12 protein-coding genes are annotated in these 14,302 nt (G+C 68.7%); 10 read left to right on the forward strand and 2 right to left on the reverse strand.

All coding sequences use genetic code 11. The features are described 5' to 3' along the window. The first annotated feature begins 13 nt into the window (after positions 1-13). The 10 genes from bioF (at position 14) to N5D30_RS04620 (ending at position 12,373) form a co-directional block, all read left to right on the forward strand. Complete coding sequence (bioF, locus tag N5D30_RS04575) at positions 14-1,183, forward strand: 8-amino-7-oxononanoate synthase (protein WP_279907868.1); 1,170 nt, start codon at positions 14-16, stop codon at positions 1,181-1,183. Continuing rightward, the gene (locus tag N5D30_RS04580) at positions 1,176-1,907 is read left to right on the forward strand and encodes an alpha/beta fold hydrolase (RefSeq protein WP_279907870.1); all 732 of its coding nucleotides are present in this window, start codon (positions 1,176-1,178) and stop codon (positions 1,905-1,907) included. The genes bioF and N5D30_RS04580 overlap by 8 nt, the downstream gene beginning before the upstream one ends. Continuing rightward, positions 1,900-2,697, forward strand: a complete 798-nt coding sequence (gene bioC, locus N5D30_RS04585) for a malonyl-ACP O-methyltransferase BioC (RefSeq protein WP_279907872.1) — start codon at positions 1,900-1,902, stop codon at positions 2,695-2,697. The genes N5D30_RS04580 and bioC overlap by 8 nt, the downstream gene beginning before the upstream one ends. Position 2,698: 1 nt before the next feature. Then, positions 2,699-3,388, forward strand: coding sequence for a dethiobiotin synthase (bioD, locus tag N5D30_RS04590; protein ID WP_279907873.1), 690 nt, complete (start codon positions 2,699-2,701; stop codon positions 3,386-3,388). 97 nt (positions 3,389-3,485) lie between these two features. After that, positions 3,486-3,788: a pyrroloquinoline quinone biosynthesis protein PqqE gene (locus N5D30_RS04595; protein WP_279907874.1), complete on the forward strand. Its 303-nt coding sequence runs from the start codon at positions 3,486-3,488 to the stop codon at positions 3,786-3,788. 60 nt (positions 3,789-3,848) lie between these two features. Then, entirely contained in the window at positions 3,849-4,583 is a 735-nt protein-coding gene (locus tag N5D30_RS04600; protein ID WP_279907875.1) for a putative metalloprotease CJM1_0395 family protein, read from the forward strand. A 168-nt stretch (positions 4,584-4,751) separates the two neighbouring features. After that, positions 4,752-6,557, forward strand: coding sequence for a phenylacyl-CoA dehydrogenase (locus N5D30_RS04605; RefSeq protein ID WP_220812391.1), 1,806 nt, complete (start codon positions 4,752-4,754; stop codon positions 6,555-6,557). Positions 6,558-6,951: 394 nt separating this feature from the next. Next, positions 6,952-8,244, forward strand: coding sequence for a GGDEF domain-containing protein (locus tag N5D30_RS04610; protein WP_279907877.1), 1,293 nt, complete (start codon positions 6,952-6,954; stop codon positions 8,242-8,244). Positions 8,245-8,364: 120 nt separating this feature from the next. Next, the gene (locus N5D30_RS04615) at positions 8,365-10,149 is read left to right on the forward strand and encodes an acyl-CoA dehydrogenase C-terminal domain-containing protein (protein ID WP_279907879.1); all 1,785 of its coding nucleotides are present in this window, start codon (positions 8,365-8,367) and stop codon (positions 10,147-10,149) included. A 445-nt stretch (positions 10,150-10,594) separates the two neighbouring features. Then, the gene (locus tag N5D30_RS04620; protein ID WP_279907881.1) at positions 10,595-12,373 is read left to right on the forward strand and encodes an acyl-CoA dehydrogenase C-terminal domain-containing protein; all 1,779 of its coding nucleotides are present in this window, start codon (positions 10,595-10,597) and stop codon (positions 12,371-12,373) included. A gap of 471 nt (positions 12,374-12,844) precedes the next feature. Here N5D30_RS04620 and N5D30_RS04625 read toward each other — a convergent pair whose 3' ends face one another. Beyond that, positions 12,845-13,015, reverse strand: a complete 171-nt coding sequence (locus tag N5D30_RS04625) for a hypothetical protein (RefSeq protein ID WP_279907883.1) — start codon at positions 13,013-13,015, stop codon at positions 12,845-12,847. Continuing rightward, entirely contained in the window at positions 13,012-14,139 is a 1,128-nt protein-coding gene (locus N5D30_RS04630; protein WP_279907885.1) for a PepSY-associated TM helix domain-containing protein, read from the reverse strand. Before N5D30_RS04630 ends, N5D30_RS04625 begins: the two co-directional genes overlap by 4 nt. Positions 14,140-14,302 lie beyond the last annotated feature (163 nt).

A 14,302-nucleotide genomic window follows, 5' to 3' on the forward strand; every position in this document is an offset into this window, starting at 1 on the left:
ATCAAGGTTGCCCATGTCTTTCGATCTCGCTGCCCGCCTCGCCGAACGCCAGGCCGCCCAGCTGTTCCGCCAGCGCCCGCTGTTGCAGGGGCCGCAGGGGCCGGACGTGCTGGTCGACGGCCAGCGCCTGCTGGCCTTCTGCTCCAACGACTACCTGGGCCTGGCCAACCATCCCGAGGTGATCGCGGCCCTGCGCGCCGGCGCGGAGCGCTGGGGCGTGGGCGGCGGCGCCTCGCATCTGGTGATCGGCCACAGCGGCCCGCACCACGAACTGGAAGAGGCGCTGGCCGCCTTCACCGGCCGGCCCCGCGCGCTGCTGTTCTCCACCGGCTACATGGCCAACCTGGCGGCCGTCACCGCGCTGGTGGGGCAGGGCGACACAGTGCTGGAGGACCGCCTCAACCACGCCTCCCTGCTGGACGCCGGCCTGCTGTCAGGCGCGCGCTTCTCGCGCTACCTGCACAACGACGCGGTGAGCCTCAGCAAGCGCCTGGACCGGGCCGAGGGCAATACCCTGGTGGTGAGCGACGGCGTGTTCAGCATGGACGGCGACCTCGCCGACCTGCCCGAACTCTGCGCCGAGGCCCGCAGCCGCGGCGCCTGGGTGATGGTCGACGACGCCCACGGCTTCGGTCCGCTGGGCGCCACGGGTGGCGGCATCGTCGAACACTTCGGCCTGGGCCTGGACGACGTGCCGGTGCTGGTCGGCACCCTGGGCAAGGCGTTCGGCACGGCCGGCGCCTTCGTCGCGGGCAGCGCGGACATGATCGAGACGCTGATCCAGTTCGCCCGGCCCTACATCTACACCACCAGCCAGCCGCCGGCGGTGGCCTGCGCCACCCTGAAGAGCCTGGAGCTGCTGAGCACCGAGCACTGGCGCCGCGAGCACCTGAACCGGCTGATCGCCCGCTTCCGCGCCGGTGCCGCCGAAATCGGCCTGAGCCTGATGGCCAGCCCCACGCCGATCCAGCCGATCCTGGTCGGCGACAGCGAGCGCGCGCTGAAGCTTTCCGCCCTGCTGAAGGCGCGCGGCCTGCTGGTCGGCGCCATCCGCCCGCCCACCGTGCCGGCCGGCAGCGCGCGCCTGCGGGTGACGCTGTCCGCCGCCCACAGCGAGGCGCAGCTGGAGCGCCTGCTCGACGCGCTGGCCGAGTGCTGGCCCGAGGTGAACCGCCATGCGTGACCATCTGATCCTGCTGCCGGGCTGGGGCCTGGGCAGCCTGCCGCTGGAAGTGCTGGCCGAGGCCCTGCGCGGGCTCGATCCGGCGCTGCGGGTGGAGATCGAGCCGTTGCCCGAGCTGGTCTCCGGCGAGCCGCGCGACTGGCTGCTGGAGCTGGACGAGCGCTTGCCACCGCATACCTGGCTGGGCGGCTGGTCGCTTGGCGGCATGCTCGCCAGCGAACTGGCGGCCCTGCGTGGCGAGCGCTGCCGCGGCCTGCTGACCCTGGCCAGCAACCCCTGCTTCGTCGCCGGTGCGGACTGGCCGCACGGCATGGACGAGGCGACCTTCGACGCCTTCGTCGACGGCTGCCGCGTCGATCCCGGCGCCACGCTCAGGCGTTTCAGCCTGCTCTGCACCCAGGGTTCGGCCGAGGCCCGCGGCCTGGCGCGCCAGCTGCAGGCCGCGGCGCCCCACGGTGCGCCGGAGGTGCTGCTGGCCGGCCTGGAGGTGCTCGGCAACTTCGACGGGCGCAGCGCCCTGCAGCGCTTCGCCGGGCCGCAACTGCACCTGCTGGCCGGCGCCGACGCCCTGGTGCCGGCCGAGGTGGCCGGCGAGCTGCTGGCGCTGCAGCCAGACATCGAGGTGGGACTGATCGAGGACGTCAGCCACGCCTTCCCGCTGGAGCGCCCCCACGAGGTGGCGGCGGCGATCCTGGCCTTCCTCGGCGAGGCCGGCGATGCCTGAGCACGCGGCCTACGACGGTCTGCCGGACAAGCGTCAGGTCGCCGCGTCCTTTTCCCGCGCGGCCGACAGCTACGACGGCGTGGCCGCGCTGCAGCGCGCGGTCGGCGCGCAGCTGCTGGCGCGGCTGCCGGCCCTGGCGCCCGCGCGCTGGCTCGACCTGGGCTGCGGCACCGGGCACTTCACCCGGCTGCTGGCGCAGCGTTTCGCGGTCGGCGAGGGCGTGGCCCTGGACCTGGCCGAAGGCATGCTGCGCCACGCCCGGCCCCGCGGCGGCGCACGGCACTTCGTCGCCGGCGACGCCGAAGCCCTGCCGCTGCGCGACCACAGCCTCGACCTGATCTATTCCAGCCTGGCGGTGCAGTGGTGCGCCGACTTCGCCGCCGTGCTGGCCGAGGCGCGCCGCGCGCTGCGCCCGGGCGGCATGCTGGCCTTCAGCAGCCTGTGCGTCGGCACCCTGCAGGAGCTGCGCGACAGCTGGCAGGCGGTGGACGGCTTCGTCCACGTCAATCGCTTCCGCCCCTTCGAGGGCTACCAGGCCTTGTGCGCCGGGAGCGGTCTGCGGGTGCTGACGCTCGAACGCCAGGCGACCACCCTGCACTTCCCCGATCTGCGCACCTTGACCCGTTCGCTCAAGGACCTCGGTGCGCACAACCTCAACCCCGGCCGCCCGGGCGGGCTCACCGGCCCCGCGCGCATCCGCGCCCTGGCCGCCGCCTACGAAGGCTTCCGCACACCCGAGGGGCTGCCGGCCACCTACCAGGTGGTGTACGGCGTGCTGCGCAAGGACTGACATGACCCAGGCCTATTTCGTCACCGGTACCGACACCGAGATCGGCAAGACCACCATCGCCGCCGGCCTGCTGCATGCGGCGCGCCTGGCCGGGCTGAGCACGGCGGCGGCCAAGCCGGTGGCCTCCGGCTGCGTGCCGACCGGCGAGGGGCTGCGCAACGACGACGCTCTGGCCCTGCTCGGCGAATGCTCGCTGGCGCTGGCCTACGACGAGGTCAATCCGTTCGCCTTCGCGCCGGCCATCGCCCCGCACCTGGCGGCGCGCGAGGCAGGCGTCGAACTCAGCGTGGCACGCCTGCTGCCCGCGGTGCGCCGGGTGCTGGACAGGGGCGCCGACTTCTCCCTGGTCGAAGGCGCCGGCGGCTGGCGGGTGCCGCTGGCCGGTGACGAGAGCCTGTCCGACCTGGCCGTGGCGCTGCGGCTGCCGGTGATCCTGGTGGTCGGCGTGCGCCTGGGTTGCATCAACCATGCCGTGCTCAGCGCCGAGGCCATCCAGCGCGAGGGCCTGGCCCTGGCCGGCTGGGTGGCCAACATCGTCGAGCCGCGCACCTCGCGCCTGGAGGACAACCTGGCAACCCTCGCCGAGCGCCTGCCGGCGCCCTGCCTCGGGCGGGTGCCGCGCCTCGAGCGGGCCACGCCGGCCGCCGTGGCCGCGCACCTTTCTCTGCCGCCGTCGGGCGCCGCGTTATAAGCCGCTGATCGATTGATAGCGCTTTGCTTGTACGTTTTTTGAGCATTATCTGCTTCAATTACCGGCACGAGTCTGTCCCCGTCAGGGAGTCACCAGCATGCAAATCTCCGGAAGCGCCTTCAACGCAGGCCTCAGCGGCATCCAGGCCGGGCAGCGGCGTGTCGAGCAGGCGGCCAGCGAAATCGCCGGCAACACCCTGCCGACCCAGCAGCAACAGCCGTCGCCGACCCAGCAGACCCAGCAGGCGCAGCCGACCTCCCAGGCACGGCCGGCCAACGAGCCCGACCTGGCGCAGAGCCTGGTGGGCCTGACCCAGGGCCGCAACGAAGTACAGGCCAGCGCGCGGGTGGTGGAAACCGCCGACGAAGTGCTGGGTACCCTGATCGACACCCGCGCCTGACGGGGCTGTCGGCGTCGCAGTGACCCCGGGGGCTCGCCCCGGCGGTGCGAGGAGGGTCTGATGCAGATCGGCAGCGCCATCGCCTATGCTGCTCCGCCGCCGTCGCCACAGGCGGTGCGTCCGCCTTCGTCCGAACAGGATCTCTCCGCTCGCCCCGTCGAGGCCTCTGCCGATTCGAGCACGCTGCGCGACCCGGACGAGGAGCGCACCCGCCCCGGCGCCGAGGGCGATGCCCGGACCGCGCGCGAAGCGGAGGTGCTGCGCCAGGAGCAGCGGGAAATCACCGAGCTGGCCAGCCGCGACCGCGAGGTGCGTGCCCACGAGCAGGCGCATGCCTCGGTCGGAGGCGCCTATGCCGGCGCCCCCACCTATACTTTCAAGCGCGGCCCGGACGGCAAGAGCTACGCCGTCGCCGGCGAAGTCGGCATCGACACCAGCCCCATCCCCAACGACCCCGAGGCCACCCTGCGCAAGATGGAGCTGGTGCAGCGCGCCGCCCTGGCGCCGGCGGAGCCCTCGGCCCAGGACCTGCGCGTCGCTGCCGAAGCCGCGGCCCAGGCGACCCAGGCCCGCGCCGAGCTGGCCCAGCTGCGCCGGGAAGAGGCGATGGCCGCCGCCGAGGCGCGCAGCGAGCAGCGCGAGGAGCGCCTGGCGGAGGAAGAGGAGAAGCGTGCCGCCGAAGATGAAGATCAAGGGCAGACGAAACAGCCCCTCGCACCGCCGCCCGGGCTGGATATCTACCAGCGTCTCGCCCAGTTGCAGACCCCGTCAGCGACCGTCGACCTGATGGCGTGAAACGGGGCTGGCGGGTGCTTGACAAGGATTGGGCGTAAACGTATGTTTCAAACGCCTGTTTGAGTGCCGGGCCGGTTAGTGCCTGCCGGGCGCCGGGAGAAATCCCGCGAACGACCGCTCCAGACGGTCATCCCAATACCAAGGAATCCACCGTAGAGGTTTACCGCTATGCCTGAGTACAAGGCCCCCTTGCGTGATATCCGTTTCGTTCGCGACGAACTGCTCGGCTACGAAGCGCACTATCAGAGCCTGCCCGGCTGCCAAGACGCCACCCCGGACATGGTCAGCGCCATCCTGGAAGAAGGCGCCAAGTTCTGCGAGCAAGTCATCGCTCCGCTGAACCGTGTCGGTGACCTCGAGGGCTGCACCTGGTCCGAATCCGGCGTGAAGACCCCGACCGGCTTCAAGGAAGCCTACCAGCAGTTCGTCGAAGGCGGCTGGCCGAGCCTGGCGCACAACGTCGACCACGGTGGCCAAGGCCTGCCGGAGTCCCTGGGCCTGGCCCTGAGCGAGATGGTCGGCGAAGCCAACTGGTCCTGGGGCATGTACCCCGGCCTGTCCCACGGCGCGATGAACACCATCGAGGCCCACGGCACCGACGAGCAGAAGCACACCTACCTGACCAAGCTGGTATCCGGCGAGTGGACCGGCACCATGTGCCTGACCGAGCCGCACTGCGGTACCGACCTGGGCATGCTGCGCACCAAGGCCGAGCCGCAGGCTGACGGTTCCTACAAAGTGTCCGGCACCAAGATCTTCATTTCCGCCGGTGAACACGACATGGTCGATAACATCGTCCACATCGTGCTGGCCCGCCTGCCCGACGCCCCGCAAGGCACCAAGGGCATCTCCCTGTTCATCGTGCCGAAGTTCAACGTGAACGCCGATGGCAGCGTCGGTTCGCGCAACGCCGTTTCCTGTGGCTCCCTGGAGCACAAGATGGGCATCCACGGCAACGCCACCTGCGTGATGAACTTCGACGGCGCCACCGGCTACCTGATCGGCCCGGCCAACAAAGGCCTGAACTGCATGTTCACCTTCATGAACACTGCTCGCCTGGGTACTGCCCTGCAGGGCCTGGCCCACGCCGAAATCGCCTTCCAGGGCGGCATCAAATACGCTCGCGAGCGTCTGCAGATGCGTTCCCTGACTGGCCCGAAGGCGCCGGACAAGGCTGCCGACCCGATCATCGTCCACCCGGACGTGCGTCGCATGCTGCTGACCATGAAGGCCTTCGCCGAAGGCAACCGCGCGATGGTGTACTTCACCGCCAAGCAGGTCGACATCGTCAAGTACAGCCAGGACGAAGAAGAGAAGAAGGCCGCCGACGCGATGCTGGCGTTCCTGACTCCGATCGCCAAGGCGTTCATGACCGAAGTCGGCTTCGAAGCCGCCAACCACGGCGTGCAGATCTATGGTGGCCACGGCTTCATCGCCGAGTGGGGCATGGAGCAGAACGTGCGCGACAGCCGTATCTCCTGCCTGTACGAAGGCACCACCGGCGTCCAGGCTCTCGACCTGCTGGGTCGTAAAGTCCTGATGACCCAAGGCGAAGCCCTGAAAGGCTTCACCAAGATCGTGCACAAGTTCTGCCAGGCCAACGAAGGCAACGAGGCCATCAAAGGCCTGGTTGCACCGCTGGCTCAACTGAACAAGGAGTGGGGCGACCTGACCATGAAAGTGGGCATGGCCGCGATGAAAGACCGCGAAGAAGTCGGTGCCGCCTCGGTGGACTACCTGATGTACTCCGGCTACGCCTGCCTGGCCTACTTCTGGGCCGACATCGCCCGTCTGGCCGCCGAGAAGATCGCTGCCGGTACCGAGGAAGAGGCCTTCTACAAGGCCAAGCTGCAGACCGCTCGCTTCTACTTCGAGCGCATCCTGCCGCGTACCCGTACCCACGTCGCGACCATGCTGTCCGGCGCCAGCAACCTGATGGACATGGACGAAGAGCACTTCGCTCTGGGCTACTGAGTCCGGTCCGACCTCGGGTCAAAAGAACCGCGGCCTTCGGGCCGCGGTTTTTTTTGCTTGCATTCCTGGTAGGGCATGCTCGTAGGGTGCGCCGCGCGCACCGGTCGTAGCCCGGATGAAATCCGGGAGCGGTTCGGTCGGAGCCTGGACTTCCCAGTCGATTACCGCGTGTTTCGATACTTCTGGTTTCGCCCAGAAGGGCGAAACCAGAACTTTCATGCCGCTGGGTCAACAGCTGAGCATCGGAGTTGCCGGCTTATTGGTGCGCATGGCGCACCCTACGGCGCTTCATCCAGCAACCATCGCCCGCCGACGGAATGCGAGCGATTTCCGCTGGTCTTTGCCGGCGATACGGGCAAAATGCCGCATCCCGCCAGCCATTCCGACACCGCACGTGCCACGTCTCGCCGCCTATCGTCCCCACCATCTGCTGACAGCGTTGCCGCTGCTGGTGGCCGGGTTGGTGGTCGCGCGCATGGACTCGCTCAGCGAGTTCTTCCAGTCCCTGTTCAACGTGCTGCCGACCCTGCTCCTGCTGCTCGGAGGCGCCTTCTGCGTGGTCTACGGCCGCCAGCGGGAGTTCTCCCTGCTGGTGGTGGTGTACCTCGTCTACTTCCTGCTCGACACTCAGACCGACCACTTCCGCGAGCACGGCCAGGTGCGCGAGGACGCCGCGCGGGTGTTCCACCTGTGCAGCCTGCTGCTGCCACTGTTCTACGGCCTCTACGGCGCCTGGCGCGAGCGCAGCCATCTGTTGCAGGACATGGTGGCCCGCGCCGCCGTGCTGGTGGCGGTCGGCGGCACCTTCGTGGCCCTGGCCCGGCGCTTTCCCGAGGGGCTGCAGGCCTGGCTGGCGCAAATCCACTGGCCGCTCTGGCACGGGCAGTGGATGAGTCTGATCCAGCTCGCCTATCCGCTGTTCCTGATCGCCGGCGTGCTGCTGCTGGTGCAGTACCTGCGCCAGCCGCGGCCGGTGCACGCGGCCCTGTTCCTGGGCCTGCTCGGCCTGCTGTGGATGCTGCCCAACACCTTCATCCTGCCCCACGCGCTGCAGGTGATGAGCAGCCTGGTGATGCTGATGCTGGTCGCGGCGGTGGTCCACGAGGCCTACCAGATGGCCTACCGCGACGAGCTGACCGGCCTGCCGGGGCGGCGCGCGCTGAACGACCGCCTGGAGCGCCTGGGGCGCAACTACGTGATCGCCATGGCCGACGTCGACCACTTCAAGAAATTCAACGACACCCACGGCCACGACGTCGGCGACCAGGTGCTGCGCCTGGTCGCCAGCCGGCTGCGCCGGGTTGGTGGCGGCGGCAAGGCCTACCGCTACGGCGGCGAGGAATTCACCTTGGTGTTCCCGGGCAAGACCCTCGACGAGTGCCGGCCGTATCTGGAGGCCGTGCGCGAGGCGGTGGAGCACTATCCCCTGCAGCTGCGCGACAAGCAGCAGCGGCCGGCGAGCGACAAGGAAGGGCGCCAGCGCCGTACGGCCGGCAGTGCCCCCACGGTGTCGGTGACCATCAGCATCGGCATGGCCGAGCGGGAGGCGCACCAGCGCGGCGCCGACGAGGTGATCCGCAGCGCGGACAAGGCCCTCTACGCGGCCAAGCAGGCCGGGCGCAACCGGGTGATGGCGCAGGGCGAGAGCCGTCGTGGCGCCGTGCGGGTGAAGTCCCCGGCCGCCTGAGCGGCGGAGTTATGACGTTGCATTCAGCGTCCGCAGCGTCGTTGTTCCGCCGGGTCGGCGCGCAGTAGTTTCCGTGCAGTGCGTGCGCCGCGTCGGCGTGCCCTTCATGGAGAGGCCGTGATGCCCGAGTACAAGGTTCCGCTGCGCGACATGCGCTTCCTGGCCGACGAGGTCTTCGATTTCCCCGCCACCTACCTTGCCATCGGCGCCCGCGATGCCACTCCGGACATGGTGCTGGCCATCCGCGAGGAAGCGGCGCGCTTCTGCGAACAGGTGATCGCCCCGCTGAACCGCAGCGGCGACGAGGAAGGCGCCCAGTGGCGCGACGGCGAAGTCACCACGCCCAAGGGCTTCAAGGAAGCCTTTGCCCAGTACGCCGAGGCCGGCTGGAACGGCCTGGGCATGGACCCGGCATACGGCGGCCAGGGCCTGCCGCACTCGCTGGACCTGCAGGTCGGCGAGATGATCGGCTCCAGCAACTACGCCTGGGGCATGTACCCGGGGCTGACCAAGGGCGCCATCGCGGCCATCCACTCCCATGGCAGCGACGAACTGAAGGACGCCTACCTGCCGCCCATGGTCGCTGGCCAGTGGACCGGCACCATGTGCCTGACCGAGCCGCACTGCGGCACCGACCTGGGCCTGATCAAGACCCGCGCGGCGGCCAACGCCGACGGCAGCTACGCGATCAGCGGGACCAAGATCTTCATCTCCTCCGGGGAGCACGACCTCAGCGAGAACATCATCCACCTGGTGCTGGCCAAGCTGCCGGACGCGCCGGCCGGCACCCGCGGCATCTCGCTGTTCCTGGTACCCAAGTTCCTGCCCGCGGGCGGGGCGCGCAACGCCGTGTCCTGCGGCTCGATCGAGCACAAGATGGGTATCCACGGCAACGCCACCTGCGTGATGAACTTCGACGGCGCCACCGGCTGGCTGGTGGGCGAGGCCAACAAGGGCCTGGCGGCGATGTTCACCATGATGAACCACGCCCGCCTGGGCACCGGTATCCAGGGCCTGTGCCACGGCGAGGCGAGCTACCAGAACGCCGTGCGCTACGCCCGCGAACGCCTGCAGATGCGTTCCCTGAGCGGGCCGAAGGCGCCGCAGCAGGCGGCCGACCCGATCATCGTCCACCCGGACGTGCGGCGCATGCTGCTGACCATGAAGGCGTTCAACGAAGGCAACCGCGCGCTGGCGTTCTTCTGCGCCCAGCTGCTCGACCTGGAGCACGGCGCGGCGGAGGCCGAGCAGCGACAGCAGGCGGCCGATCTGCTGGCCCTGCTCACGCCCATCGCCAAGGCTTTCATGACCGACACCGGGCTGGAGGTGACCACCCTCGGCATGCAGGTGTTCGGCGGCCACGGCTACATCCGCGAGTGGGGCCAGGAGCAGCAGATGCGCGACTGCCGCATCGCCTCCATCTACGAAGGCACCAACGGCATCCAGGCGCTGGACCTGCTCGGCCGCAAGATCCTCGGCAGCCAGGGCAAGCTGCTCAGCGGCTTCACCCGGCAGGTCCACCTCTTCTGCCAGGCCCAGGCCGAGCATCCCCAGCTCAAGGACAAGCTCGCCGAACTGGCGCGCCTCAACCGCCAGTGGGGCGAGCTGACCCAGCGCGTCGGCATGGCCGCGATGCGCAACCCGGAGGAGGTCGGCGCCGCGTCGGTGGACTACCTGATGTACTCGGGCTACGTCGTGCTCGCCTACTTCTGGGCGCGCATGGCCGTGGTGGCCCAGGCGCAGCTGGACGCCGGAAGCGGCGAAGCGGACTTCTACCAGGCCAAGCTGGCGACCTGCGACTTCTACTACCGCCGCCTGCTGCCCCGCGCGGCGGCACACCTGGCCGCGGCGGAAGCCGGCGGCGAGTGCCTGATGCGCCTGTCGGCGGAGCAGTTCCTGTTCTGATCGCGGACGGCCGCCGAGCCCTCGGGAGGCCCGCTACGGCCTTTCCGTGGCTACATCCCTGTTATGTGCGGGTGGCGCGATCCTGCTCTTGTGGGAGCGGCCTTGGCCGCGAAATTCGCGGATGAATCCGCTCCCACAAGGTATGCAATAACTAACGGGGACATAGCCTTTTCCGTGGCTATGTCGCCGTGACGTGTGGGGCACAATCCTGCTTCCGTGGGAGAGGCTGGGTGGCATTCCGATCGCGGATAAATCCGCTCCCACAAGGTGCGCCACAACTAGCGTGGTCGTGGCCTTTGCCGTGGGGCGGAAGCATGATCTGGCTGTGACTTTTCGGTCACGAACAGAACCTATGTCCTAATAGGGTGTTCTTATAGACTCGAGGGCTGCACTCAAAGCGGCCGGCTCTTTCGGCCGCTCGTTGCTCCGTTCGAGGATTGCCCTTATGGCCGACTATAAAGCTCCCCTGCGCGACATGCGCTTCGTACTCAATGAAGTCTTCGACGTTTCCAAGCTGTGGGCCGAGCTGCCCGGCCTGGCCGAAGTGGTCGACGCCGACACCGCGTCCGCCATCCTGGAAGAGGCCAGCAAGGTCACCGGCGGCACCATCGCCCCGCTGAACCGCAGCGGCGACGAGGAAGGCTGCTCCTGGCACGAAGGCGCGGTGAAGACCCCGGAAGGCTTCCCCGAGGCCTACCGCACCTACGCCGAAGGCGGCTGGGTCGGCGTCGGCGGTTCGCCGGAGTTCGGCGGCATGGGCATGCCCAAGGCGATCGGCGCCCAGGTCGAGGAAATGGTCAACTCGGCCAACCTGTCATTCGGCCTGTACCCGATGCTGACCGCGGGCGCCTGCCTGTCGATCCTCAACCACGCCAGCGAAGAACTGAAGCAGCAGTACCTGCCGAACATGTACTCCGGCGTCTGGGCCGGCTCCATGTGCCTGACCGAGCCGCACGCCGGCACCGACCTGGGTATCATCCGCACCAAGGCCGAGCCCCAGGCCGACGGCAGCTACAAGATCACCGGCACCAAGATCTTCATCACCGGCGGCGAGCACGACCTGACCGAGAACATCATCCACCTGGTGCTGGCCAAGCTGCCGGACGCCCCGGCCGGTCCGAAGGGCATCTCGCTGTTCCTGGTGCCGAAGGTGATGGTCAACGCCGACGGCTCCCTGGGCGAGAAGAACAGCCTGGGCTGCGGCTCCATCGAGCACAAGATGGGCATCAAGGCCTCGGCCACCTGCGTGATGAACTTCGACGGCGCCACCGGCTGGATCGTCGACGAGCCGAACAAGGGCCTCAACGCCATGTTCACCATGATGAACTACGAGCGCCTGGGCGTCGGCATCCAGGGCCTGGCCCTGGGTGAGCGTTCCTACCAGAGCGCCATCGAGTACGCCCGCGACCGCATCCAGAGCCGCGCGCCGACCGGCCCGGTGAACAAGGACAAGGCCGCCGACCCGATCATCGTGCACCCGGACGTGCGCCGCATGCTGCTGACCATGAAGGCGCTGAACGAGGGTGGTCGCGCCTTCTCCAGCTACGTCGCCATGCAGCTGGACACCGCCAAGTACAGCGAAGACGCCACCACCCGCAAGCGCGCCGAGGAACTGGTCGCCCTGCTGACCCCGGTGGCCAAGGCCTTCCTGACCGACATGGGCCTGGAAACCACCGTGCACGGCCAGCAGATCTTCGGCGGCCACGGCTTCATCCGCGAGTGGGGCCAGGAGCAGCTGATCCGCGACTGCCGCATCACCCAGATCTACGAAGGCACCAACGGCATCCAGTCGCTGGACCTGATGGGCCGCAAGATCGTCGGCAGCGGCGGTAGCTACTACCGCCACTTCGCCGAGGAGATCAAGGCCTTCATCGCCAGCGCCGACGCCTCGCTGGGCGAGTTCACCGCACCGCTGAAGGCGGCCGTGGAGAACCTCGACGAGCTGACCGCCTGGGTCCTGGACCGCGCCAAGGCCAACCCGAACGAAATCGGCGCCGCCTCGGTGGAGTACCTGCACGTGTTCGGCTACACCGCCTACGCCTACGTATGGGCGCTGATGGCACGGGCCGCTCAGGGCAAGGAAGGCCAGGACGACTTCTACGCCAGCAAGCTGGGCACTGCACGCTTCTTCTTCGCCCGCCTGCTGCCGCGCATCCACTCCCTGACCGCCTCGGTCAAGGCCGGTAGCGAGCCGCTGTACCTGCTGGACGCCACTCAGTTCTGAGTCGCCCCGGTGTGAAAAAAGCCCCGCCTAGGCGGGGCTTTTTCATGACTATGTATCCGTTACGTGTTGCAGACGCTACAGCTGCCCTGCGGAAGCGGCCTGCCTGGGAGCCGGTAGGGTGGTTGGCTGGCAGGCCATAACCCATCAGCGCGATCGACCGCGGTACCGCTGGGGTACGCCGGCAAGCGGCTACCTCACCCTATGCGTTGCGCGGTCAAGCCCCTCTATCTGAACACTGCAGCTGCCTGCCCCTGGGTTCCCGCCTGCGCGGGAATGACGGTTTCGGAAGAAACTCCACCCCTACCTCGTCATCCCCGCGCAGGCGGGGACCCAGAAGGGCTCAGGGCACTACAACATCTAACGGGGACATAGCCTTTTTCATGGTGTGTGTCGTTGAGCGGAGTGCATCGTAGGTGCGTACGGCGCACCCTACGAGCACCCCGTCCCGCACATGATTCCGGTAATCCATGGCTATCTGCGCCTGAGCAGCGGCCAGGTGCCCAGCACGGCTGGCAGGCCCAGGCCGAGCCAGGCGAGGGCGTCCCAGGGGCCGTCGCCGAGCAGCGCGGCGAACAGGCCGGCGGCGCTGAGCAGGCCCAGGGCGGTGGGGATGGCGAAGGTCGATTCGCGCCAGCGCTTCATGCCGCCACCTCGTCGCGCAGGGCCGCGCGCGGTGCGCGGCGGCGTACCCCCCAGAGGTACAGGCCGCTGCCGAGGACGATCAGGGTGAGCACGTCGAGCACCGCCCAGAGGATTTGCATCGGCCGGCCGCCGTAGTCGCCGAAGTGCAGCGGCTGGGACATGGCCAGGGCGTCCATGTACCAGGGCCGCTGGCCGACGGCGGTGACGTCCAGGGTCCGCGCGTCGATCAGCACCGGGGTCCACAGGTGCGAGGTCAGGTGGCTGCTGCCCTTCATGAACACCGAGTAGTGGTGCTCGCTGGAGAAGCGGGTGCCGGGGAAGGCGATGAAGTCCGGCTGCATGCCGGGGGCGGCCTGTTGGGCGATGTCCAGCAGGCGGGTGGCCGGCGCCCGCTCTGTCAGCGGCGGGGCGTCGCGGTAGGGCCCGATCATGGCCGCCAGGGTGTCGTTGCGCCAGGCGCTGATCAGCAGGTCGGCGCAGGCGCTGATCACCCCGGTGATGCCCACCGTCAGTGCCCACACCAGGGTGACGATGCCGATCAGGTTGTGCAGGTCGAGCCAGCGCAGACGCGTGGACTTGTGCTGGCGCACCTCGGCGAACTTCAGGCGGCGCATGAAGGGCGCATAGAGCACTACGCCGGAGATGATCGCCACCACGAAGAGGACGCCCATGAAGGCCAGCAGCAGCTTGCCCGGCAGGCCGGCGAACATGTCCACGTGCAGGCGCAGCATGAGCATCATGAAGCCGCCGTTGGCCGCCGGCATCTCCACGGCCTCGCCACTGCGCGCGTCGAGCATGAAGGTGTGCGAGGAGTTGGGCTCGGTGCCGGCGGTGGCGGCCATGATGGTCACCACGCCGTTGGGTTCGTCGTCTTCCCAGCCCAGGTACTGCACCACTTCGCCGGGCCGGTGCCGCTCGCCGGCCTCGACGATCTGCTGCAGGTCCAGGCGCGGCGTGTCCGGCGCCATCTCGCGCAGTTCCGGGGCCTCGCCCAGCAGGTGTTCGATCTCGTGGTGGAAGATCAGCGGCAGGCCGGTGAGCGCCAGCAGGAAGAGGAACAGGGTGCAGACCAGGCTGGTCCAGGTATGGACGACGGACCAGCGGCGGATGGTGGTGGATTTCATGTCCAGTCCAGAAGTGTTGCCCGATACGAGGTCGGGTGGAAAAACGACGAAGCCGCCCGTGACGGCGGCTTCGGGCTACGGCACAGGGGCCGGGCCGTTCAGAAGCTGTTTACGATCCTAGCCAGCTGCCCGGATCTTCTCCAACACGCAGGGCCATGGGCCC

The sequence above is a fragment of the Pseudomonas sp. GD03875 genome (assembly GCF_029840585.1).
Lineage (GTDB): Bacteria > Pseudomonadota > Gammaproteobacteria > Pseudomonadales > Pseudomonadaceae > Aquipseudomonas > Aquipseudomonas paralcaligenes.

Excerpts from the sequence above, each read along its gene's own strand:
- N5D30_RS04600 (WP_279907875.1), top strand. The coding sequence starts at position 3,849 with ATGCAGATCGGCAGCGCCATCGCCTATGCTGCTCCGCCGCCGTCGCCA.
- N5D30_RS04620 (WP_279907881.1), top strand. The coding sequence starts at position 10,595 with ATGGCCGACTATAAAGCTCCCCTGCGCGACATGCGCTTCGTACTCAAT.
- N5D30_RS04580 (WP_279907870.1), top strand. The coding sequence starts at position 1,176 with ATGCGTGACCATCTGATCCTGCTGCCGGGCTGGGGCCTGGGCAGCCTG.
- N5D30_RS04630 (WP_279907885.1), bottom strand. The coding sequence starts at position 14,139 with ATGAAATCCACCACCATCCGCCGCTGGTCCGTCGTCCATACCTGGACC.
- bioF (WP_279907868.1), top strand. The coding sequence starts at position 14 with ATGTCTTTCGATCTCGCTGCCCGCCTCGCCGAACGCCAGGCCGCCCAG.
- bioD (WP_279907873.1), top strand. The coding sequence starts at position 2,699 with ATGACCCAGGCCTATTTCGTCACCGGTACCGACACCGAGATCGGCAAG.
- N5D30_RS04615 (WP_279907879.1), top strand. The coding sequence starts at position 8,365 with ATGCCCGAGTACAAGGTTCCGCTGCGCGACATGCGCTTCCTGGCCGAC.
- N5D30_RS04605 (WP_220812391.1), top strand. The coding sequence starts at position 4,752 with ATGCCTGAGTACAAGGCCCCCTTGCGTGATATCCGTTTCGTTCGCGAC.
- bioC (WP_279907872.1), top strand. The coding sequence starts at position 1,900 with ATGCCTGAGCACGCGGCCTACGACGGTCTGCCGGACAAGCGTCAGGTC.
- N5D30_RS04595 (WP_279907874.1), top strand. The coding sequence starts at position 3,486 with ATGCAAATCTCCGGAAGCGCCTTCAACGCAGGCCTCAGCGGCATCCAG.
- N5D30_RS04625 (WP_279907883.1), bottom strand. The coding sequence starts at position 13,015 with ATGAAGCGCTGGCGCGAATCGACCTTCGCCATCCCCACCGCCCTGGGC.